Source organism: Mycobacterium sp. NGS64 (assembly GCF_059812245.1).
The window spans coordinates 1,643,502-1,663,626 of record NZ_JCALCI010000001.1; the positions used below are offsets into that span (position 1 = coordinate 1,643,502).

At 67.6% G+C, this 20,125-nt stretch carries 23 protein-coding genes; 8 read left to right on the forward strand and 15 right to left on the reverse strand.

Going from position 1 to position 20,125, the window contains the following annotated elements; translation table 11 throughout:
* Positions 1–12 precede the first annotated feature (12 nt).
* Together AC5Y4S_RS08105 and AC5Y4S_RS08110 are read right to left on the reverse strand one after the other, a co-directional pair.
* Positions 13–960 carry an MBL fold metallo-hydrolase gene (locus AC5Y4S_RS08105; protein WP_500031831.1) on the reverse strand — a complete coding sequence of 316 codons (948 nt, stop codon included), beginning with the start codon at positions 958–960 and terminating at the stop codon, positions 13–15.
* Complete coding sequence (locus AC5Y4S_RS08110; protein ID WP_500031837.1) at positions 957–1,403, reverse strand: PPOX class F420-dependent oxidoreductase; 447 nt, start codon at positions 1,401–1,403, stop codon at positions 957–959. The genes AC5Y4S_RS08105 and AC5Y4S_RS08110 overlap by 4 nt, the downstream gene beginning before the upstream one ends.
* A 59-nt stretch (positions 1,404–1,462) precedes the next feature.
* On the opposite strand from AC5Y4S_RS08110, the gene AC5Y4S_RS08115 reads away from it, so the two are divergent.
* From AC5Y4S_RS08115 to ilvA, 6 genes are all read left to right on the forward strand, one after another.
* Positions 1,463–1,864 carry a MerR family transcriptional regulator gene (locus AC5Y4S_RS08115; protein ID WP_085186673.1) on the forward strand — a complete coding sequence of 134 codons (402 nt, stop codon included), beginning with the start codon at positions 1,463–1,465 and terminating at the stop codon, positions 1,862–1,864.
* A 16-nt stretch (positions 1,865–1,880) separates the two neighbouring features.
* Positions 1,881–2,360: a VOC family protein gene (locus tag AC5Y4S_RS08120; protein ID WP_500031842.1), complete on the forward strand. Its 480-nt coding sequence runs from the start codon at positions 1,881–1,883 to the stop codon at positions 2,358–2,360.
* 73 nt (positions 2,361–2,433) lie between these two features.
* Positions 2,434–4,260, forward strand: coding sequence for a fatty acid--CoA ligase FadD11 (gene fadD11 / locus AC5Y4S_RS08125; RefSeq protein WP_500031844.1), 1,827 nt, complete (start codon positions 2,434–2,436; stop codon positions 4,258–4,260).
* Positions 4,261–4,274: 14 nt separating this feature from the next.
* Positions 4,275–6,149 carry a lysophospholipid acyltransferase gene (locus AC5Y4S_RS08130; RefSeq protein WP_500032201.1) on the forward strand — a complete coding sequence of 625 codons (1,875 nt, stop codon included), beginning with the start codon at positions 4,275–4,277 and terminating at the stop codon, positions 6,147–6,149.
* A 31-nt stretch (positions 6,150–6,180) separates the two neighbouring features.
* Positions 6,181–6,618, forward strand: coding sequence for a nitroreductase family deazaflavin-dependent oxidoreductase (locus AC5Y4S_RS08135; protein WP_068184422.1), 438 nt, complete (start codon positions 6,181–6,183; stop codon positions 6,616–6,618).
* Between the two features lie 23 nt (positions 6,619–6,641).
* Positions 6,642–7,922: a threonine ammonia-lyase gene (gene ilvA, locus AC5Y4S_RS08140; protein WP_500031846.1), complete on the forward strand. Its 1,281-nt coding sequence runs from the start codon at positions 6,642–6,644 to the stop codon at positions 7,920–7,922.
* A 43-nt stretch (positions 7,923–7,965) separates the two neighbouring features.
* Here the strand turns inward: ilvA and AC5Y4S_RS08145 are convergent, their stop codons facing one another.
* Complete coding sequence (locus tag AC5Y4S_RS08145) at positions 7,966–8,655, reverse strand: pyridoxamine 5'-phosphate oxidase family protein (RefSeq protein WP_500031849.1); 690 nt, start codon at positions 8,653–8,655, stop codon at positions 7,966–7,968.
* Positions 8,656–8,695: 40 nt separating this feature from the next.
* Between AC5Y4S_RS08145 and AC5Y4S_RS08150 the strand changes: the two genes are divergently transcribed.
* Positions 8,696–10,009 (forward strand): aminotransferase class I/II-fold pyridoxal phosphate-dependent enzyme, encoded by a 1,314-nt coding sequence (locus AC5Y4S_RS08150; protein ID WP_500031851.1) that lies wholly within the window; start codon positions 8,696–8,698, stop codon positions 10,007–10,009.
* A gap of 540 nt (positions 10,010–10,549) precedes the next feature.
* Here AC5Y4S_RS08150 and AC5Y4S_RS08155 read toward each other — a convergent pair.
* The 12 genes from AC5Y4S_RS08155 to AC5Y4S_RS08210 form a co-directional block, all read right to left on the reverse strand.
* Positions 10,550–10,750 carry a hypothetical protein gene (locus AC5Y4S_RS08155; RefSeq protein WP_500031853.1) on the reverse strand — a complete coding sequence of 67 codons (201 nt, stop codon included), beginning with the start codon at positions 10,748–10,750 and terminating at the stop codon, positions 10,550–10,552.
* A gap of 17 nt (positions 10,751–10,767) precedes the next feature.
* A complete protein-coding gene (locus tag AC5Y4S_RS08160) occupies positions 10,768–11,376 on the reverse strand; it encodes a carboxymuconolactone decarboxylase family protein (RefSeq protein ID WP_500031855.1) in 609 nt (202 codons plus the stop codon).
* Positions 11,377–11,388: 12 nt separating this feature from the next.
* Positions 11,389–11,730 (reverse strand): ferredoxin family protein, encoded by a 342-nt coding sequence (locus AC5Y4S_RS08165; RefSeq protein ID WP_500031860.1) that lies wholly within the window; start codon positions 11,728–11,730, stop codon positions 11,389–11,391.
* A gap of 4 nt (positions 11,731–11,734) precedes the next feature.
* A complete protein-coding gene (locus AC5Y4S_RS08170) occupies positions 11,735–12,739 on the reverse strand; it encodes an NAD(P)/FAD-dependent oxidoreductase (RefSeq protein ID WP_500031861.1) in 1,005 nt (334 codons plus the stop codon).
* 32 nt (positions 12,740–12,771) lie between these two features.
* Complete coding sequence (locus AC5Y4S_RS08175; protein WP_500031863.1) at positions 12,772–13,521, reverse strand: dienelactone hydrolase family protein; 750 nt, start codon at positions 13,519–13,521, stop codon at positions 12,772–12,774.
* A gap of 37 nt (positions 13,522–13,558) precedes the next feature.
* The gene (locus tag AC5Y4S_RS08180) at positions 13,559–14,347 is read right to left on the reverse strand and encodes a TAXI family TRAP transporter solute-binding subunit (protein WP_500031865.1); all 789 of its coding nucleotides are present in this window, start codon (positions 14,345–14,347) and stop codon (positions 13,559–13,561) included.
* A gap of 230 nt (positions 14,348–14,577) precedes the next feature.
* On the reverse strand, positions 14,578–14,859 hold the full coding sequence (locus AC5Y4S_RS08185) for a hypothetical protein (RefSeq protein ID WP_500031868.1): 282 nt from the start codon (positions 14,857–14,859) through the stop codon (positions 14,578–14,580).
* A 37-nt stretch (positions 14,860–14,896) separates the two neighbouring features.
* On the reverse strand, positions 14,897–15,445 hold the full coding sequence (locus AC5Y4S_RS08190; RefSeq protein ID WP_500031870.1) for a cupin domain-containing protein: 549 nt from the start codon (positions 15,443–15,445) through the stop codon (positions 14,897–14,899).
* A 17-nt stretch (positions 15,446–15,462) separates the two neighbouring features.
* Entirely contained in the window at positions 15,463–16,215 is a 753-nt protein-coding gene (locus AC5Y4S_RS08195) for a hypothetical protein (RefSeq protein ID WP_500031871.1), read from the reverse strand.
* 30 nt (positions 16,216–16,245) lie between these two features.
* Positions 16,246–17,145: a 4-hydroxy-tetrahydrodipicolinate synthase gene (gene dapA / locus AC5Y4S_RS08200; RefSeq protein ID WP_500031873.1), complete on the reverse strand. Its 900-nt coding sequence runs from the start codon at positions 17,143–17,145 to the stop codon at positions 16,246–16,248.
* Complete coding sequence (locus AC5Y4S_RS08205; RefSeq protein ID WP_500031878.1) at positions 17,142–18,227, reverse strand: cupin domain-containing protein; 1,086 nt, start codon at positions 18,225–18,227, stop codon at positions 17,142–17,144. Before AC5Y4S_RS08205 ends, dapA begins: the two co-directional genes overlap by 4 nt.
* Positions 18,227–19,270, reverse strand: a complete 1,044-nt coding sequence (locus AC5Y4S_RS08210) for an ornithine cyclodeaminase family protein (protein WP_500031880.1) — start codon at positions 19,268–19,270, stop codon at positions 18,227–18,229. The genes AC5Y4S_RS08205 and AC5Y4S_RS08210 overlap by 1 nt, the downstream gene beginning before the upstream one ends.
* A gap of 79 nt (positions 19,271–19,349) precedes the next feature.
* Here AC5Y4S_RS08210 and AC5Y4S_RS08215 point away from each other — a divergent pair, with 79 nt between their 5' ends.
* Positions 19,350–20,108 (forward strand): FadR/GntR family transcriptional regulator, encoded by a 759-nt coding sequence (locus tag AC5Y4S_RS08215; RefSeq protein ID WP_500031882.1) that lies wholly within the window; start codon positions 19,350–19,352, stop codon positions 20,106–20,108.
* Positions 20,109–20,125: the final 17 nt, after the last annotated feature.

Below are 20,125 nucleotides of genomic sequence, written 5' to 3' on the forward strand. Positions count from 1 at the left end.
CCGCGCGAGGTGCTAGGCCGGCAGCTGCTGCGCCGCCTGGTGGTCGTGGGTCGGGATGATCGTCACCGCGTGCCGCGCCAAGTGCAGCCGGTGCAGCGTCCGGAAGGTCTGATCGCGGTCCACGTCGACCAAAGCCCCAGGGTAGCTGGACTTTTGGCGCACCTTCTCGATCTGCAGTCGGTGCCAGGCGGCGTCGCCGGCGATCAGGATCCAACCGCGGGCGGTGTGGGCGAGCACCCCGACGCTGCCCGGGGTGTGCCCGGCCAGGTCCACCAGCATCACGGAGCCGTCGCCGAAGAGGTCGTGGCTCGCCGTGAAGGTCAGCACCGCCGGACCGTCCAGGTCGTATTCGGTGAGGGGCCGATCGCGCAGGGAATCACGGACACCGCCCACGGGCGCCACCGGGCCGGCGCCGATCCACTCGTTTTCCTTGCGGTGCAAGAGCACTGGCAGCTCGGGCAGGTCCAGCAGCCCCGACACGTGATCCCAATGCGCGTGGGTGGGCAGGGCAAAATCCAACCGCGGCGATTCCGGCAGCCGCGCCAACGCCGCGACGGTGGGGAGGGTGTTCGCGGGGGGCCGGACCACGCCACGCAGCACCGCGGGCAGTTGGGCGATCGCCCGCTGATCGACGTCGGTGCACACGGCGGGGTCGACGATGAACGTGGCCTCCGGGTGCGTGACGATGAACGACGTCAGCGAGTTCTCCACGCGCGCAGGGCGGAACGTGCCCTCGACGATGGCGGCCGTCGGCACCGAGCGGGGCACCTGCGGCAGCGCGGTCACCGTGACGGTGCCGCGGGGATCGGGCAGTCCCGCGTCGGCGATGCTGCGGATGAGCCGCGCGTCCAGCCGCCGGGGCCACACCAGACCGCGAATGAGTCCGGTTGCCGCGCCGCAGCATTCGAGGACGGTGGGGGAGTGGACGGGGTCGGGCAGTCCGGCCTTGGTGGCGGTCATGGGAGCTCCACCCGCACGATGGCGCTGTCGGCCCAGACGCGACGGTCGCGGGCGCGCCGCAGCTTTTCGCGGACGCACAGATCCCCGTGGACGTTGGTCACGCCCGGAACTTTGATCAGCGGGACGATTTTCCACTGCCAGCCATAGCGCCGGTGCAGCAGGCGGTTGGCCCGTTCGGCGTCGGCGCCGGACAGGATCGTCGCTCGGCCGGCCAGCGTCGTGGCGCCCGGGCGCACCCGCCCCCGGTAGTCGCAGGCGACCAGTTCGACATCGCGACGCGCCGCCAGCCGCCTGGTCTTCGGGCCCACCTTGGTTCGGAACACCAGCGCGTCGCCGTCGAGGGCGAACCAGATCGGGGTGTCGACCGGGGTGCCGTTGCGGCGGAAGGACCGGAGCCGGGCGTAGCGGGCGCGGGTCAGCTCGTCGAGCGTGGGAGTGTGCATGCTTCCAGTCAACGACTTAGAGTTAGCTCTAAGTCAAGCTCGAGTTTTCGGGAGGCGTCATGGCCCCAACCCTGACGATCGGGGAGGTGGCGCGCCGGGCGGGGGTGGCGGCCACCACGCTGCGCTACTACGAGCAGATCGGGTTGGTGTCCGCGCCGGCGCGGCTGGGCGGCCAGCGCCGCTACGACGATTCGGTGCTTGCCCGCCTCGAGGTGATCCGCCTGTGCAAGTCGGCCGGCTTCGCGCTGGAGGAGATCCAGCTGCTGTTCGCCGACGACGCGCCCGGCCGTCCCGCCAGCCGGGCCCTGGCCGAGGCAAAGCTGGCCGAGATCGACGCGCAGCTGGAGTCGCTGGCCCGGGCGCGGGCCGTCATCGAATGGGGGATGCGCTGCACGTGCCCGTCGATCGACGCCTGCACCTGTGGGATTCACACCGCGCCGGCGGTCCCGTACGCGATCTAGGACTCGAGGAGCAGCAATGACCCAGCCGCAGCCGATCGCCGTGCAGAACTTCTCCCACATCTGCATCGGCGTGTCCGACATCGAGGCCTCCGTGGCGTTCTACACCGCGGTGCTCGGCATGGATGTCGTGTTCGACGTCGAGTTGGCAGGGGCCGGACTGGACTCGGTGACCGGCGGCGCGGCGCGGCAGGGCCGCATGGTCGGCGGCCTGATCGGCGCCGCGATGGTCGAGCTGCTGTCGTTGGGCGCGGTGCCGGAGACCCCGAGCGGCCCACACCTCGGCTACACCAACATGTCCTTCCGGGTCGACGATCTCGACGCCACCTACGACACCGTCCGGCGCCACCACCCCGGCGTGCGGGCCGAGGCGCCCGTCGACATTGGTGGCGTGCGGATGTTCTTCATCTACGATCCCGATGGCACACCCATCGAACTGCTCGAATTGCCGGGCGGCGCCTCGACCACGGTGCAGCTGTGGCGCCCCGATGCCGGGTGATGTGTTCCGCGCCACAACCCACGGACGTACGCTCACGAAGGGCTGTGCTGATCCTGCGGCAAGGAGAACGGAAATGACGACAACCGAACGTCCGGCAACGTTGTGCGAAGCGTTCCAGCGCACGGCGTCGATCGAGCCGGACGCCGTCGCGCTGCGGACTCCCGGCGGCACCCAGACGCTGATGTGGCGCGAGCTCGCGGAGCAGGTGCGCAAGGTCGCCGCCGGCCTGGCGGGCCTCGGGGTGGGGCGGGGCGACACGGTGTCGCTGATGATGGCCAACCGGATCGAGTTCTACCCGTTGGAGATCGGCGCCCAACACGTTGGTGCCGTTTCGTTTTCGGTTTACAACACGCTGCCCGCCGAGCAGCTGACCTACCTGTTCGAGAACGCCGGCACCAAGGTCGCGATCTGCGAGGAGCAGTACGTCGACCGCATTCGCGCCAGCGGCGCGGCCATCGAGCACATCGTCTGCATCGACGGCTCGCCGCCGGCCACCATCTCGGTCGACGACCTCTATGCCGCCGCACCCGACGACTTCGACTTCGAATCCACCTGGCGGGCGGTCAAACCCGACGACGTGGTCACGCTCATCTACACGTCCGGGACCACCGGAAACCCCAAGGGCGTGGAGATGACCCACGCCAATCTGCTGTTCGAGGCGGTCGCCCTCGACTCCGTGCTGCCGGCCAAGTTCGGTGACCGGGTCACGTCGTTCCTCCCGACGGCGCACATCGCCGACCGGGTGCAGGGTCTCTACAGCCTGGAGGTGTTCGGCTCCCAGGTGACCACCGTCTCGGACGCGCGCGCCATCGCCGCCGCGCTGCCCGACGTACGGCCCAACGTGTGGGGCGCGGTGCCCCGGGTGTGGGAAAAGCTGAAGGCCGCAATCGAATTCGCCGTGAGCCACGAGACGGACGAGGTCAAGCGGCAGGCGCTGCAGTGGGCGATGTCGGTGGCCGCCCGGCGGGCCGCGGCCCTGGTGGCCGGCGAGGAGATGTCGGAGGCGCTGGCCGCCGAGTGGGCCAAGGCCGACGAACTGGTGTTGTCGAAGTTGCGGGAACGGCTCGGCTTCGGCGAACTGCGCTGGGCGGTCTCCGGTGCGGCGCCGATTCCCATCGAGACGCTCGCCTTCTTCCTCAGCATCGGCATCCCGATCGCCGAGGTCTGGGGCATGTCGGAGCTGAGTTGCGTGGCGACCGTGAGCAATCCGCGCGACGCCCGCCTCGGCACCGTCGGCAAGTTGCTGCCCGGTCTGGAGGGCAAGATCGCCGACGACGGCGAGTTGCTGGTCCGCGGCCCGCTGGTGATGAAGGGCTACCGCAAGGAACCCGCCAAGACCGCCGAGGCGATCGACGAGGACGGCTGGCTGCATACCGGCGACATCTTCGAGGCCGACGCCGAGGGCTACCTGCGGGTGGTGGATCGCAAGAAGGAGCTGATCATCAACGCGGCCGGAAAGAACATGTCGCCGGCCAACATTGAGAACACCGTCCTGGCCGCCTGCCCGATGGTCGGCGTGATGATCACGATCGGCGACGGCCGCCCGTACAACGCCGCCCTTATGGTCTTCGACGCCGACTCGGTTGGCCCTTACGCGGCCCAGCATGGGCTGGCGGATGCGTCTCCGTCCGCGTTGGCGAACCATCCGGACGTCATCGCGCAGATCGCCGCGGGTGTGGCCGAGGGCAACGCCAAACTGTCTCGGGTGGAACAGATCAAGCGCTTCCGGGTATTGCCCACCGTGTGGGAGCCGGGCGGGGACGAGATCACGCTCACTATGAAGCTCAAGCGCAAGCCGATCATGGCGAAGTACGCGGCCGAGATCGAGGAACTGTATTCCCCCGACCTTCATCCCGACGTCCACGAGCCTGCCGAAGCCGCGACGGTGCAGCCGGCGTGAGCGGGGGACCGGTGGTGTCGGCGCGCGAAATCGGGCGCGCGGGGGTGCGAAAGCTGCTGCAGCGCACCGGGATTGTCGACGAGTCGACGACGCCGTTGCCGACCGATCCTGACGAGGTGGTCGAGCTGCTGGCGGCCCCGTGGTATAACGAGCGGCTGGCCAAGCTGGCGGAAGAGCTCGGGCGCGACCGCGACGACGTGCGCGCCGAGGCGGCGGGCTACCTGCGCGAGATGGCGCCGTCGCTCGACGAGCGGGCGGTCAGGGCCTGGCGCAGCTTCAGTTGCTGGCTGATGCGGGCCTACGACATCCTGGTCGACGAGGATCAGATCGCCCAGCTGCGCAAGCTGGACCGCAAAGCGACTCTGGCGTTTGCCTTTTCGCATCGCTCCTACCTGGACGGGCTGCTGCTGCCGGAATCGATCCAGGCCAACCGGCTCTCGCCCGCGCTCACCTTCGGCGGCGCGAACCTGAACTTCTTCCCGATGGGGGCCTGGGCCAAGCGGACGGGGACGATCTTCATCCGCCGTCAAACCAAGGACATTCCGGTGTACCGGTTCGTGTTGCGCGCCTACGCCGCCCAGTTGGTGCAAAACCACGCCAACCTCACCTGGTCGATCGAAGGGGGCCGCACCCGGACCGGCAAGCTGCGCCCACCCGTGTACGGCATCCTGCGCTACATCAGCGACGCGGTCGACGAAATCGACGGCCCCGAGGTCTATTTGGTGCCGACCTCGATCGTCTACGACCAGCTGCACGAGGTGGAGGCCATGACCGCCGAAGCCTACGGCGCGGCGAAGCGGCCGGAGGACTTCCGGTTCCTGGTCCGGCTGGCGCGCCAGCAGGGCGAGCGGCTCGGTCGGGCCTACCTGGACTTCGGCGAACCGCTGCCGCTGCGCAAGCGGCTGGAGGAGTTGCGCGCAGAGGAATCCGGGACCGGGACCGAAATCGAGCGCATCGCACTGGACGTCGAGCACCGGATCAACCGCGCGACCCCGGTCACGCCCACCGCGGTGGTCAGCCTCGCGCTGCTGGGCGCGGACCGGTCGTTGTCCATCAGCGAGGTCCTGGCCACCGTGCGTCCGCTCGCCAGCTACATTGCCGCGCGGAACTGGACGGTGGCCGGCGCCGCCGACCTGACGAACCGCTCGACGATCCGCTGGACGCTGCACCAGCTCGTCGCCTCGGGCGTGGTGAGCGTCTACGACGCCGGCACCGAACCCGTCTGGGGCATCGGCGCCGACCAGCATCTGGTCGCGGCGTTCTACCGCAACACCGCCATCCACATCCTGGTCGACCGCGCCATCGCCGAGACGGCGCTGCTCGCGGGCGTCGAAGCCGCCGAGAATTCCGTGGACGGCCTGGTGTTACCGACGACCGTGCGCGACGAGGCGCTGGCCCTGCGCGAGCTGCTGAAGTTCGAGTTCCTGTTCTCCGCGCGCGCGCAGTTCGAGAAGGAGCTCGCCGACGAGGTCCGCCTGATCGGGCGGGTGGAGGACACCAGCAAGGCCGCCCGCGCCGCGGACGTGCGGGGGTTGCTGGAGAAGGCGGACCTGCTGCTGGCGCACCTGGTGCTGCGCCCGTTCCTGGACGCCTACCACATCGTCGCCGACCGGCTGGCCGCCTACGACGACGAATCGTTCGACGAGGACACGTTTCTCACCGAATGCCTCGAGGTGGGCAAGCAGTGGGAGCTGCAGCGCAGGATGGCCAGCGCCGAATCGAGGTCGATGGAGCTGTTCAAGACCGCGCTGCGGTTGGCCCGGCACCGCGAGCTGGTGGACGGCTTCGAGGATCCCCGGATCGCCCAGCGGCGACGCGAATTCGCCGACGAGATCGCCACCGCCGTGCGGCGCGTCAACGCGATCGCGGAGCTGGCCGGGTCGCGGTAGCCGGTCAGGCGCTGAGCCTAGAGTTGGCGGCATGCCACTTTCAGGTGAATACGCACCCAGCCCGCTCGATTGGTCCCGCGAGCAAGCCGACAAATACGCCGAATCCGGCGGGACCGAAGGCACCGAGCTCAAGGGCAAGCCCGTCATCCTGCTGACGACCGTCGGGGCCAAGACCGGCAAGATCCGCAAGACCCCGCTGATGCGCGTCGAGCACAACGGCGAATACGCCGTCGTCGCGTCGCTCGGCGGGGCCCCGAAGCACCCCGTCTGGTACTACAACATCAAGAAGAACCCGCGCGTCGAGCTGCAGGACGGCACCGTCACCCGCGATTACGACGCCCGCGAGGTGTTCGGCGACGAGAAGGCCACCTGGTGGGAGCGTGCCGTGCAGGCGTGGCCGGACTACGCCGAGTACCAGAAGAAGACCGACCGGCAGATCCCGGTGTTCGTGCTGAGCCCAGTCGGCTGAGCGCGGCATGGGACCATTGATCGGTGTCCGCTGAACTGAGCCAGACCCCGCGTGATTCGCCGCTGTGCGCGGCCGACATTGAAGCGGCGGCCCAGCGGATCGCCCCCGTGGTGACGCCCACCCCGCTGCAGCTGAGCGATCGGCTGTCGGCGATCACCGGCGCGCAGGTCTTCCTCAAGCGCGAAGACCTGCAGGTGGTGCGCTCCTACAAGCTGCGCGGCGCGTACAACCTGCTGGTGCAGCTCTCCGAGGAGGAGTTGGCCGCGGGCGTGGTGTGCTCGTCGGCGGGCAACCACGCGCAGGGATTCGCCTACGCCTGCCGCGCGCTCGGCGTGCACGGCCGCGTCTATGTGCCGGCCAAGACGCCCAAACAAAAGCGCGACCGGATCCGCTACCACGGCGGGGACTTCATCGAGCTGATCGTGGGCGGGTCGACCTACGACCTCGCCGCGGAGGCGGCGCTCGACGACGTCCAACGCACCGGCGCCACGCTGGTGCCGCCCTACGACGACCCGCGCACCATGGCCGGGCAGGGCACGATCGCGCTGGAGCTGCTCGACCAACTCGAGGCGGAGCCGGACTTGGTTGTCGTCCCGGTGGGCGGCGGGGGTTGCATCTCCGGCATCACCACCTACCTGGCCGAACGGACGACGAACACCGCGGTGCTCGGCGTCGAGCCCGCCGGTGCCGCGGCCATGATGGCGGCGCTGGCCGCCGGTGAGCCGGTGACGCTCGACCACGTCGACCAGTTCGTCGACGGCGCTGCGGTGAAGCGGGCGGGGACGCTGACCTACGCGGCGCTGGCCGCCGCCGGCGACATGGTGTCGATCACCACGGTCGACGAGGGGGCGGTGTGCACCGCGATGCTGGACCTGTATCAGAACGAGGGCATCATCGCCGAACCGGCGGGCGCGCTGGCGGTCGCGGGGCTGCTGGAGGCCAACGTCGAGCCGGGATCCACGGTGGTGTGCCTCATCTCGGGCGGCAACAACGACGTGTCGCGCTACGGCGAGGTGCTGGAGCGCTCGCTGGTGCATCTCGGCCTCAAGCACTACTTTTTGGTGGACTTCCCGCAGGAGCCGGGCGCCCTACGCCGGTTCCTCGACGAGGTGCTCGGGCCCAACGACGACATCACCCTGTTCGAGTACGTGAAGCGCAACAACCGGGAGACCGGTGAGGCGCTGGTCGGGATCGAGCTGGGCTCGGCCGCCGGCCTGGACGGGCTGATGGCGCGGATGCGGGCAACGGAAATCCACGTCGAGGCCCTCGAACCCGGTTCGCCGGCCTACCGCTACCTCCTGTAGCCGCTTTGCTTTCGCGCCGCGAGGGTGCGCATTTGTACACGGTTTACGGCGTGTCGCCGTACGGACACGCGCCCTCGCGGGATGCGGCGAGGTACGACGGCGTCGGCGTGCCGGGTTCCAGGTCGTCGGCCGGCACCGGCGCTCCGGCCGTCAGGCTCAGCGGCACCACGCCGGCCCAGTGCGGCAACACACTGTCCTCCGGATCGTCGACCGGGCCGCCGGCGCGCACCTTGGCCGAGACCTCGGCCAGGTCCAGCGCGAGCACCCCGGTCGCGGCGAGTTCGCGCGCGTTGGGATTACGGCAGTCATCCGCGCGGCCGGGCCGGATGTGGTCGAGCAGGCAGCGCAGCGCGCGCAGCTTCTCCGCGGGATCATCGACCACCCGAGCGGCGCCCAGCACGACCACCGAGCGGAAGTTCACCGAATGGTGCATGGCCGAGCGGGCCAGCACCAGCCCGTCGACGAGCGTGACGGTGACGCAGACCGGCAGGCCATCTGGTGCCGCCTTGGCGGCCAGCAGCGGGCCGCCGCCGGTGGAACCGTGCAGGTAGAGGGTCTCGCCGAGGCGGGCGTGCGTCGTCGGCAACACCACCGGCCCACCGGCGCCCTGGTAGCCGAGGTGACAGATCAAGGCCTCGTCGAGGATCGCGTGGACGGTGGGCCGGTCGTAGCACGCGCGTTCGCGGTAGCGGGTGGGCGTGGTTCGGGCCGTCGGGCGGTATGCGGTCTTCAATGGATTGCCTTTGATTTCGTACTAGTACATAATTACTCTCGTGCCAGTACAATATACGGGGACGGGCGCGGAATCCATAGCCGCCAACGTCGAGGAGGCCATCTCCCACGGCGCGCTGGCGCCCGGGGACGCGCTGCCGCCGATCCGCGACCTGGCGGGCCGGCTCGGCGTGAACGCCAACACCGTGGCCGCGGCCTACCGCCTGCTGCGAGATCGCGGTGCCATCGAGACCGCGGGGCGCCGCGGCACTCGGGTGCGGCACCGCCCCGCGACGACGCCACGTTCGCTGCTGGGGCTCGACGTGCCCGCCGGCGTGCGCGACCTGTCGAGCGGGAACCCCGACCCGGCGCTGCTGCCGATCGCCTCCGCGCGGGTCCCGCAACCCAGGCCCCTGGTCTACGGCGAGCCGGCGATGTCGCCCGCGTTGGTCGATCACGCCCGCGTGGCGTTCGCCGCGGACGGCGTCCCGGCCGATCACCTGGCGGTGACGAGCGGCGCGCTGGACGGCATCGAGCGCGCGCTCACCGCCCACCTGCGCCCGGGTGACCGGGTGGCCGTGGAGGACCCCGGATGGGCCAATCTGTTGGATCTGCTTGCCGCCCTTGGTCTTTCCGCGGAGCCGGTGCGGGTCGACGACGACGGCCCGCTGGTCGCCGACCTGGCCCGGGCGCTCGGGCGCGGGGCGCGGGCGGTGGTCGTCACCACCCGCGCGCACAACCCGACCGGTGCGGCGCTGTCCGCGGACCGCGCGGACGCGCTGCGCGAACTGCTGGCCGCGCGCGCCGACGAGGTGCTGCTCATCGAGGACGACCACTGCGCGGGCATCGCCGGGGCGCCCCTGCACACGCTGGCCGGAGCGACCGGCCACTGGGCGTTCGTGCGATCGGCGTCCAAGGCCTATGGTCCGGACCTGCGCGTCGCGGTCCTGGCCGGGGATCGCCGCACCGTCGAGCGCGTGCACGGCCGCCTGCGCCTCGGCCCGGGCTGGGTGAGCCACCTGTTGCAGGATCTCGCCGTCGGCCTGTGGTCCGACGACGCGGCGGCGCGCCTCGTCGGCGAGGCCGAGAAGCGGTACGCCGACAACCGGACGCGTCTTCGCACCGCGCTGGCCGAGCGCGGCGTCGTCGCCCACGGCCGCTCCGGGCTCAACGTGTGGGTCCCGGTGCCCGACGAGACGGTAGCGATCACCCGGCTGCTCGGGGCGGGTTGGGCCGCGGCGCCGGGGGCGCGGTTCCGGATTCGCACCCCACCCGGGATCCGGGTCACCGTCGCCGATTTGGGCGCGCGCGAGATCGAGCCGCTGGCCGACGCGATCGCCGAGGCGGTGCTGGCTACCGGCCGTCCCAGCGTGTAGTTGTCACGCCTTACGGCCCCGGCAGTGAACGCGGCAGCGCAAACAATGGGAGCACGCTGCTCTCAAAGCGGTCATGGCGCCGATCCGGTCGCCGGTGAAGTCGAGGACATAGAGGCCGGCCCCGTGGCGCACGCCGGCGCCGCTGCGCAGATACGCCGAACGCCGGCTGACCATTGGCGCGCGTCGGCACAAGTCGATCCTGCGACCCGCGCGGAGCAGTCTCGCGCAGAAGCGGGCCACGAGGTGGGCGCCCGCCCGTCGAGCAGGATGAGCACGCCGATCTGGCGGGGCGGCCGCGCCTGAAGGACGGCGATGAAAGCTAGGGAGATTGCTTCGGCTTGCTCGTACCGTGCCTCCGGCCCGGGCGCCGCGTCGATGAAGCGGTCGCCAAGGGCGTCGGGTTTTTGACGGTGATGGGACGTATCGCTCCGGACTGCTCAAGGGAGTCGTTCATGCCACTGTCGCGAGACTCGCCCCACTGCAGCGGGCTCTTCTCGTGACCCAAGAGTTGTCCACAACGATGGCTAAGACCGCTTCGTCTCAACCGTAAAGCCATGCCATGAACCTCGCCACCATCCGTGCATCCAGGGCCGGCGAATTCCCGTCGGACTGCAACAGCAACTCCGGCCCGTGGCCGGCGACGCCGCTGCTGCTGGACACTATGGCCACAGCGGTGATGTCGCGTCGGTTATGTCCGGACCGCGCCAGCGGACGGATATCCTGCTCACCACCGCTCAGCATCGATTGCCGCTTTCGCGTCAGCTATCGCCGGTAGCGAAAATCGAGCGAACCGGTGGCTGAATGCCAAAGCTGTTCGCGATGGTTGCGTGTGCAACGTAGCGACCGCACATCAATGCGACCGCTACGGCGTCCTTGGGGCCCAGTCCTCGTACGAGCGCGTCCAACTCGGTGCGGCTGCCCCGCCCATGGTCCTTGAGCACCGCCAGCACCCATCGTTGCGTATCCCGTTGCGCCGGCGCGAGATCGGCGTGGTCAGGATCGAGCAGCTCCACGGCGGCGACCCACTCCTTACCGAGGCCAAGCTTTACCGACAGCCGCTCGTGTTGGTGGCGTTCGTATTCGTTTCCAGTCGCGGTGGCGACCGTCAGCGCGACGAGCTCGGCGAGATCGTCGGGCAGGGCGCGCTTGGTGGCGTCGGTGTAATCGATGAACGCGGCCAGCGATTCCGGTTGGTGGGCGGTCACCTGGAAAAAGTCGCCGAGATAGCCGAGGCGATCGAACTTGGGTTGAAGCCGTTGTCTCACGGCGGGATCCAACTTTTCGAATCCGATCAAGGGGACTCCGGCAAGTCGCCGTTCGTTTCCGTCTGTGTCCGACGCTTTTGTTCCAGAATCAATGTCTGTCATGCAATTTCCTCCTTAGGCGGGGCTAGCTGGTGCCGATGTGTTTGAGGTCAGCTCGGTGTCGACGCCGATCTTGCCGACCGAAGACGAGCCGCCCGGCGAACCCAGCGGCTCGGAGCGGCCGGGAAGAGCTGTATCGAAGAATCGCGCATTGTCTTCCATCCACTCCGGCGCCGAGTTCGGGCCGCTCGTGATCGCATCAACCGGGCAGACAGGTAGGCACGCCCCGCACTCGATGCACTCCTCGGGTTGGATGTACCGGCGCCGTTCACCTTCATAGATACAGTCCACCGGGCATGCGTCAACGCACGAGCCGTTGAGCTCTTCGATACAGGTGGGACCGATCACATATGTCATGGGATCACCTCTCCCTCGCCGTGGCGGGAGCCATCAACTCGGTCGAATGGCCAGGGAAGATCGGTTGCCCCGGATCAAGCTGAGCCGCAAGGTTGTTCACCGCGGTCGCAGCTTCGCCGAATCCCACGGCCATGATGCGGACCTTGCCCGGGTAGGCGGTGACGTCGCCAACCGCGAAGACCCCTGGGATGTTCGTGGCCATGGTGGAATCGACGACAATCTGGCGGCTTTCGATCCTGAGGCCCCATTTGAGCATTGGTCCCAGGTTGGCGATGTGGCCCAATGCCGCAATCACCGCTTGGGTCTTAATCGTTTCCCTACCGTCGCCCGTACGAATGGTGATGGCTTCGATCCAGTGTTCGCCATGGGCGGCAACTACCTCGCTGTCCAAGATCACCCTGGCGCCGCTTTCCTGAAGTTGGTTGACCGACCTGGGATGTGCGGTCAGGGTGCGTCGGCGATGGATCAACGTCACGGACCTGGCGACAGGGCACAGCATGTTGGCCCAGTCGACCGCGCTGTCACCCCCGCCGACGATCACGACGTCGACATCGACATAGGAGGCGACGTTGCGCAGGGCGTACTGCACACCGCGGTCCAGGTAGTCGTCGACGCAGTTCAGCCGGCGGGTTTGGAAGCTGCCGATGCCGGCGGCGATGATGATACCGCCGACGCTGATCCGACGCCCCTTGTCGGTGACAACCGTGAATTGGCGCGCGGCGGCATCAGACTCGCCGCAATCCTGCGGCGCCGCAACGAGTTCCACCGATTGTTCACCCAGGAGCCAGGTGGGCTTCGCAAACTCGGCCTGCGTCGTCAGCGACGCTGCCAACGCGGACCCCATCACCTCGGGAAGGCCGGCGACGTCATAGATGGGTTTGTCCGGGTAGAGCGCCATGAGCTGTCCGCCGGGCTGTTCCAGCGAATCCAGCAACACCACGCTGAGCCCGCGCAGCCCTGCGTAGTACGCGGCGAACAGGCCGCTGGGACCGGCGCCAATGATCAGCACGTCGGCATCGACGGCGGCAGGGGCCGAGCTCCTCACGGCTGCGCTCTGAGGGTCTCGGCCAGGAATTCAGTGGTGTTGACCCAGGCCTTGTGGGCCGCGTCGGCCACATACTGGGCCGGTCGCGCGTCGCAATGAAAGGCGTGCCCCGCCCCGGTGAAAACGACCAGCCGAAGGTCCAAATCGTGGCGCTGAGCTGCGGCTTGGATGGTCGACAGGTCCTCCGCCGGTATCGTCGGATCGGCGTCACCGGCGAACATCAACACCGGCCCCTTGATGTTGGCCGCCTTCTCTAGAGTGGCGTGCGGCCCACCGGCGATGCCCGGTCCATAGAAGACAACCGTCGCTGCCACCGGGAGCGCCGTGGCCGCGGTGAACGCGGCCCGGCCCCCGAAGCAGAAGCCGACGATCGCCGTCCTATCGGCTGGGATCCCTTCGTGTTCCGCTAAGTTCGTAAGGACGGCGCCGACGTCGGTGACGATCGGTTCGGCTCCGAGCTCGCCGATCAGTCGCATCGCCGTGTCGCGGTCGGCGTATTCCACGGAGTCGATTCCCGAACGGTGGAACAGGTCGGGCGCCACAGCCACGTATCCCTGCGCCGCGAGCCGACGGGTGACGTCCTGGATGTGATCGTTGACGCCGAAGGCCTCCTGCAGCACGACGACCGCCGCGGCCGGTTCCACGGCTTCATCGGGACAGGGCCCCACGCGGTAAAGCCGCATAGGGCCGTCGGCGGTGCTCACCGTCAACCAATCGGCGGTCAATTCTCCGGCGGCGGCAGTCATGGGGCGAACGTTCCTTTCTCCAACGGTATTGGTGGGTCTAGTCCCAGATCAGCGCCCGGTTCGGGCGTTGATCTTCGGTAAAGGCCGCATACGCGTTGGCGGCCGCCGGATGGAGCGCGATCGGCGCGGCGGCGATCGCCTGCGGCTCCAGCGGGTAGGTCAGCGGGCTGCGTTCCGGTGGAATGTGGCGATATTGCACCTCGAGCGCGTCGCGGGTTGCGACCATGCACCAGGCGATCAATGCCGCGATGTCGTCGGGCAGTGCATCCGTGCACAGCAGCAGAAAGTCGGAGAACTCCAGTGCGGTCAGGTCGCGCTCGAGGCCCGGCAGGTAGCCTTGTGGGACGATCGCCGTCGGCCAGCGCCAGGCATCGAAGGCCTGGATGACCGGCGGGGCCGCGTCGAGGTAGACCACCGATCTGCGGTCGGTGACACGCTGCCAGGCGGGCATCATGATCGCTTCGTGGACAAGCACATTGGCATCGCCATCGCGAAACGCGGCGATCGCTGGAAACGGCCTCTCGTCATACACGAACGAACCGCCGGCGGCGTCCAGCGCTGCAGGTTCGATCCCGACCGCACGCAGTTGGTGGTGCGCTGCCAGACCGACCAGGTTGACGCCATCGTCGGGGCTGGTCGCGATGCGCAACTGCGGCATGCGTGCGGCGAGCTCTTCCATCGACGACACGCCGAGCTCGGCGTCCACGCAGGTGACGAGGCGGTCTCGCTGGGGCAAGGTGCCCAGCGCTCGCAGCCGCTCGGCGCGTTCGACGGCCAGCGGTCCGGCGTCGGAGCCGACCATCCCCATCGCGGCCGTCGGGGTCATGAGCGCCACGTCGACTTGGCCGGACAGGACGGCGTGAATCGCGTCGGCGCCGCCACGTCCGGAACGGATGAAAAATTCTGAACCCCGCTCGCAGCGGTCGCCGACTTCCTGGGCCAGCCACCCGCAGATGCGGTGCAGGTTGGCTTGGCCCCAATCACCCTGCAGCGTCAAGGTGATTCGGCGGTCGAGCGCGGGTTCGTTTGAGCGGTGGTTAGATGGCCGAGCAGGTGTCATGAAGTCGGAAGGCCTTCGACCATTGCCTGCAGGCCTGCTGCGTCGAGGGCGAACTGGATCTCCCGGATCTCGTCGAACGGGAAACCCACTCGCTCGAATTCCCGTTCGAGGTCTTCCCGGCTGTCGGCTTGGTAGATCGTCACAAGGAAGCCGCTGTACATGTCGACGTACAGATTTTGAAATGTGGCGTACTTCGACTCGGCGACATCTGGTGCGTTGCCCGCGATTTCGTCAGCAGACAGGCCGGGGGCCAGGTGAGTGGTCAGGTAAGTGGGCATAAGTCGGCCTTTCGCTAGATGGTTTACGACCGTCGAGTTATTGGGTCTGCAGTTCGGCGCGCAACTGCTCCGCGAGCGGCTTCCAGGCTGCGAAGGGTTCCATGTCGATGCGTGGATGCTGGGCACCGCAACCGCTGCAGCGGCGGAGTGTCTCGTCGTTGTTGAACGCGAGGCAGCCGTCGAAATAGACGTCCTGCGAGATCGTTTCGGCGGTGTCCCACTCGCAGCGGTGTAGTTCACGGTCGCAGCCCGGGCAGTACCATGCGATGCCTTCAAGCCCAGCGGTGCGCGCTTTGTAGCGCAGCTGGACGCTCTCTTCCGACGGCACGATGCGGTGCGGGGTGCCGGCCGGCACGTAAACGTGGTCTCCGACGTCCATCGCGAATCGGTTGACCGAGGAGTCCTTGAGATACATCTCGGCGGTGCCCGCCATCTGCACCACAACGGTGTCTTTCTCACAGATGAGATAGAACGGCTGGGGGACGGTGTTGCGGGACATGAACAGCTGCGGGTCCACCTTCGCCGGCAGCACCGGCACTTCTTCGTAGTTGCCGATTTCTTGAGCCGCTTTGAACGTGTGCAGCATTCGTCGTCGATCCATGATCACACCGCCTCGGTTTCACGCGCGGACGCAGCGGCTGTTCGCAAGGCCCGCTTGGCCGAGTCGGCCGTGCGGACCTGCGCAACGTAGCGATTCCAGCCCCACTTGTGGTGTGGATGGGGCGGACTGACATGCCCACATTTGCGGCAGGTGCGCGCCTGTTCCGGCTCGTAGGCGAGGGCCGCGCGATTGCTGCCCCAGATGGTGGGGAACATCTGCACCTCGTCGTCCGGGCTGCCGTCCCACTGGGTGGGGTCATGACCCTCGACCCCTTTGGGGCTTGCGTTGTAGTCGAACCGCACCAGTTGCTCGGAACATTTCTGGCAGCGGAACAGGATTGCCTCGGCTTGATCTCCCTCTTCAGCTTGGTGCTGGGTAACGGTGATCAAGATAAAAGCTTCAGGGTCGGCCGAATTGCGCAGGAACGAGTTCACGCCATGCAGTTGCTGGGTGACGAAGATCTGACCGGTCTGCAGCATGGCCTGGTTGGATCCGAACGTGATCGCAACTTCCTCGACGGTGTTGTAGTGGAAGAAGTGGCCGAACGCGCTATCGTTCGGATCGCCTCTCATGATTGAGCCGGTAGGCACTATCGCGCCGGCGTCATGGTATGGGAACAGCGGCAGCAGTTGGGATGCCGCCCCGGTCATGAAGTCAAAGATGTTTACCTTCAAGGGTTCCCGTCTGCCCGACGGCGGGGGAATTCGCCGCGCCCTTTCGGGTGCGGATGCCGCTCCTGTCACGGTCTGCGTCATGTCGATCTCCCTTCGTTGGGCGGTTCCGTGCTAGAGGTTGGCCGCAGCGGCCAGGACCGCATCGCAGCGCCGTTCGACTTCGGGCGTGGCGGGCGCCATGGGCAGACGCTCTTCGTTGCTGGGAATCAGTCCGCGCTGGCGCATCATGTACTTCACCGGAATCGGGTTGGTGTCAAAGAACACCGATTGGTTGAGCTGCCACAGCGCTTGATGCAATCGCTGTGCCTCGGCGAGCTTCTCGTCTTGGACGGCTTGATAGAGGGCGGCGATCGGCGCCGGGAAGACGTTGGCGACCGCGTTCACCATGCCGGCGGCGCCGACGGCGAGCATTGGGAGGCTGACCTCCTCGAGCCCGACAAAGATGCGGAACTGCGGGCCTACGCGCAGCAAAACGTCGGTGACCCAAGCCAGATCGGTGGATGCGTGTTTTGCGCCGACGAAGTTGTCGCACCTCTCAGCAATCGCCTCGACGGTGTCGACGGTCACGGACACGGCCGAGCGCACGGGTATGTGATACAGCAGCACGGGCTTGCTGGTGTTGCGGCAGACGACCTCATAGAAGTCGATCAGACCCCGTTGCGGGGGACGCGTGAATGCCGGCGTCACCACCAACACCGCGGCGGCGTCGATGTCCTCGGCGTGTCGGGTCAGCTCGACGGTCTCCGCCAACGACGGGGCCCCGGTGGCAACCATCACCGGCAACCGCCCGGCCGCGGCGCCGATCGCCGTGACCGCCAGTTGCTTTCGCTCGGCCACCGTCAGCAACGCCGGTTCACCGCTGGTGCCGGCCACGACGATCCCATGACTTCCTGACTGAATCTGGAAGTCCACCAACTGCTCGTAGGTCTTGAGATCCACGCGACCATCGGCGAACGGGGTGACAAGCGGCGGATAAGAACCGCGCAACTCGTCGGGCGCCAGCGCGATCATTTCGCAGACCGATTCGTCACGAAACCCGACTCGACTCCCAGCACTCGGGCGGGACGCTTCAGATCCTCTTGCCACAAAAGCGATTCGAGCGCGATATGGAAGGGCTGGTCCTGGATCGTGAGCTCGTGCACATGTTCGTCGGGACCGCTGGCGTGATGATGCACAGCCCAGCCGGGCGCCGACAACATCAGGTCACCGGCTTCCCAGTCATAGCGCTTGCCGGCAACAAGGCTGTGGCCGCGGCCGTGGAAGTAATAGTTGATGGCGGCCGACACGTGGCGGTGCGGACGGTCGACGATCTTCGGGGGTCTAACGGTGATCGTCGCGAAAAAGTTCGGTGTGGTGCCGTTGGTGCGCCCGGTTGCGGGGTTGTACAGCAAGTAGAGTCGGCGGCCTCGATACTCGGGTCCCAGTGCGGTCAGCTTGTCGAGATTGTCCTTGACGCGTTGCCATGGCCAGTACAGCGCGGGGCTTTCGACGTTGGGCGGGTCGATCAGCTTTTCGTAGGGCATCAGCCACGCGCCTTCGTCCGTCAGCTGGAAAACGCCGAACGGGTTCTCTTTGCCCTCGCCGGACTCCTCTGCTTCCTGTGCCGCGGCGGCGGGCTCATCCGACGGATCCTCCTCCACCAGATACACGCCGAGTTGGTCCAGCAGTGCCGCGTTGGAGTAGCTCAACCGCACCTGGGCGGCGTCGGTGTCATTGATGTGGCGATACGTGGTCCACGACGGGTGATTCCACACGTCGAATTGCCCGAAGCTGAACTTCTTGTCGCCCACGATGGCGGTTCCGCCGCCGGCGATGCAGAACGAGACCTGCGTCGCGTTGTGCCGGATCGGCTCCGTGCTTTCCCCGGGCAGCAGCACCGACAACGTCACCCGGATTCCGGGCGCGAGACCGTTGCCCGGCGCGGTCGCCTTCGGGTGAACGATCAGCGACTCGCGTCGCCCGTTCTTCGGCCGCGGGGCCTGGCTGAGCCGGTCAACCTCCGCGTCGATCTCAGCCCTCGTGATGAGCACGGGGTCCCAGAAGTCCAGCGAGGCCGGAGCGGCACGATCGGTTACATCGACGAACAATGACATTAATTACTCCACAACTTGGGCTTGGTCCGGGATGAAACAGTCAGTGGCCGCCCGACACCGGCCGCGAGCGCTCGCTCGAGCACCATCTCGGCCACCGCGAGGTCGGAAATGCCGGTGCCAAGAGCTTTGAAGATCGTCACGCCGTCGCCATCGAGCCGCTCGTCCGCGGCGAGCGCCGATCCGAGCGACACCACATGGGCCGCGTTCGTTGCCGATAGCTCGCGTGGCGAGAGTTGGCGCGCGGCCGCCACGTCGTCGGCGACGATCCGTCGAGCCCGCGCCACAACCGCCGCCTCCAGCTCGGCGCGTTCCGGCGTGATGGCGCCGACGGCATTGATGTGGACGCGCTCGGCGAGCATCGACGGGCTGATGAATGGCTCCGTCGCGCGCGTCACCGTCACGATGACATCGGCCTGATCCACCGCTTCCGCGACCGATGTCGCCGCGCGCGCGGCGATGCCGGAGCGCTCGGCGATCCTGGCCGCGAAAGAGGTTCGGTGTTCGGCCGTCGGGCTGTAGACGGCGATGTCCTGGATTTCGCGGACCGCGGCAACGGCCGCGATCTGCCCCTCTGCCTGCTTGCCCGAGCCGATTACCGCGAGCCGCTCGCAGCGGTCGGCGGCCAAGATCGACGTGGCCGTTCCGGTGATCGCGCTGGTGCGCAATTGACCCAGCGCGAACGCCTGGATCACCGCGAGCAACTCGCCGGTACCCGCGTCCCACGCGGCCAGCAGGGGAGTAGCCCCACCCGGGGTGTGTGCCCAGGTCTTCGAAACCGCCAGCCCGCTTTCTACCGCGATCGCCCCGATGGCGTGCATGCTCCCGCCGGTCCAGGAGGCAAACGTTTTGGGCATCGGCACGACTTCGCCGGCCGCGGCGCGCAGGTACGCACCCTTGATTGCCGCGATGACCTCGCGCAACGACACCAGTCCGACGACGTCGTCTTCATCGATCCATCGAGGCGGACCGCCTTCGGACCGTGCCTGCGATCGGGTGGCACCCCGCACGCCGACCTCGCGCAGCGCAGAATCCGTATTCATCATGATGAATTAGTGTGCGGACGGTCACACCCGATGTCAAGACAATTCGGCATAATCGTCATGCTGAATTCCGGAGGTGGTCATGAGCGCTGGCGAGCGCGAGCAAGGCCAAGCGGAGGCGCCCGCGCTTCGACGCAGCGAGTGGCGCGGTGTGACCGGCAAGAAACGGGTCACCAGCCGCTCGGAACTCGCCGCCCAGAAAATCGCGGCGAGCATCAAAACCGTCGGGCCCGGCGGGCGCCTCGGTACCAAAGAGGAGCTGCGTGTCCAATGCGGCGTGTCGGTCGGGACCCTCAATGAAGCGATCCGGCTGCTGCAAGCCCGAGGTCTGGTCGCCATTCGCCCTGGACCCGGGGGAGGACTGTTCGCGTGCGAGCCGGCGCCCATGGTGCGGCTGGGCAATGTCATGTTGGCGTTGGACTCGCATGACGCATCGGTCGCCGACGCCGTGCGTATCCGCAACGCGCTCGATGCCCTGCTGATCGAGGACGCGGTATGGCACGCCGATGCCGCGGATATCGCGGTGCTTCACGAACGACTCGCTGACATGGCCGCCGCCGCGCAGAGTGGGGACGGCATCGCTTTTCTGCACGCGAATTGCGCGCTGCATGCGCGTATCGCCGCCTTGAGTCCCAACGCGATGCTGAGCTCGATCTACGTCGGCCTGCTCGACATCATCGAGGCCCATACGTTGGCGGTCGTGCCGGCCGCCGAACAGCCGTTGCCCGAGTCGCTCCACGAGCGTTACCGGCTGCATGTCCGCCTGATCGACGCCATCGCCGTTCAAGATCCACAGGGCGCGTTGAGAGCACTTGCTCAGCACAATGCCACCCTCGATTGAGGATGTTCTTCGAACCC

What these genes read in the sequence shown, in the direction of transcription:
- AC5Y4S_RS08105 (WP_500031831.1), bottom strand. Translation starts at nt 960, where the DNA reads ATGACCGCCACCAAGGCCGGACTGCCCGACCCCGTCCACTCCCCCACC.
- AC5Y4S_RS08110 (WP_500031837.1), bottom strand. Translation starts at nt 1,403, where the DNA reads ATGCACACTCCCACGCTCGACGAGCTGACCCGCGCCCGCTACGCCCGG.
- AC5Y4S_RS08115 (WP_085186673.1), top strand. Translation starts at nt 1,463, where the DNA reads ATGGCCCCAACCCTGACGATCGGGGAGGTGGCGCGCCGGGCGGGGGTG.
- AC5Y4S_RS08120 (WP_500031842.1), top strand. Translation starts at nt 1,881, where the DNA reads ATGACCCAGCCGCAGCCGATCGCCGTGCAGAACTTCTCCCACATCTGC.
- fadD11 (WP_500031844.1), top strand. Translation starts at nt 2,434, where the DNA reads ATGACGACAACCGAACGTCCGGCAACGTTGTGCGAAGCGTTCCAGCGC.
- AC5Y4S_RS08135 (WP_068184422.1), top strand. Translation starts at nt 6,181, where the DNA reads ATGCCACTTTCAGGTGAATACGCACCCAGCCCGCTCGATTGGTCCCGC.
- AC5Y4S_RS08155 (WP_500031853.1), bottom strand. Translation starts at nt 10,750, where the DNA reads ATGCTGAGCGGTGGTGAGCAGGATATCCGTCCGCTGGCGCGGTCCGGA.
- AC5Y4S_RS08160 (WP_500031855.1), bottom strand. Translation starts at nt 11,376, where the DNA reads ATGACAGACATTGATTCTGGAACAAAAGCGTCGGACACAGACGGAAAC.
- AC5Y4S_RS08165 (WP_500031860.1), bottom strand. Translation starts at nt 11,730, where the DNA reads ATGACATATGTGATCGGTCCCACCTGTATCGAAGAGCTCAACGGCTCG.
- AC5Y4S_RS08175 (WP_500031863.1), bottom strand. Translation starts at nt 13,521, where the DNA reads ATGACTGCCGCCGCCGGAGAATTGACCGCCGATTGGTTGACGGTGAGC.
- AC5Y4S_RS08180 (WP_500031865.1), bottom strand. Translation starts at nt 14,347, where the DNA reads ATGACCCCGACGGCCGCGATGGGGATGGTCGGCTCCGACGCCGGACCG.
- AC5Y4S_RS08185 (WP_500031868.1), bottom strand. Translation starts at nt 14,859, where the DNA reads ATGCCCACTTACCTGACCACTCACCTGGCCCCCGGCCTGTCTGCTGAC.
- AC5Y4S_RS08190 (WP_500031870.1), bottom strand. Translation starts at nt 15,445, where the DNA reads ATGCTGCACACGTTCAAAGCGGCTCAAGAAATCGGCAACTACGAAGAA.
- AC5Y4S_RS08195 (WP_500031871.1), bottom strand. Translation starts at nt 16,215, where the DNA reads ATGACGCAGACCGTGACAGGAGCGGCATCCGCACCCGAAAGGGCGCGG.
- dapA (WP_500031873.1), bottom strand. Translation starts at nt 17,145, where the DNA reads ATGATCGCGCTGGCGCCCGACGAGTTGCGCGGTTCTTATCCGCCGCTT.
- AC5Y4S_RS08205 (WP_500031878.1), bottom strand. Translation starts at nt 18,227, where the DNA reads ATGTCATTGTTCGTCGATGTAACCGATCGTGCCGCTCCGGCCTCGCTG.
- AC5Y4S_RS08210 (WP_500031880.1), bottom strand. Translation starts at nt 19,270, where the DNA reads ATGATGAATACGGATTCTGCGCTGCGCGAGGTCGGCGTGCGGGGTGCC.
- AC5Y4S_RS08215 (WP_500031882.1), top strand. Translation starts at nt 19,350, where the DNA reads ATGAGCGCTGGCGAGCGCGAGCAAGGCCAAGCGGAGGCGCCCGCGCTT.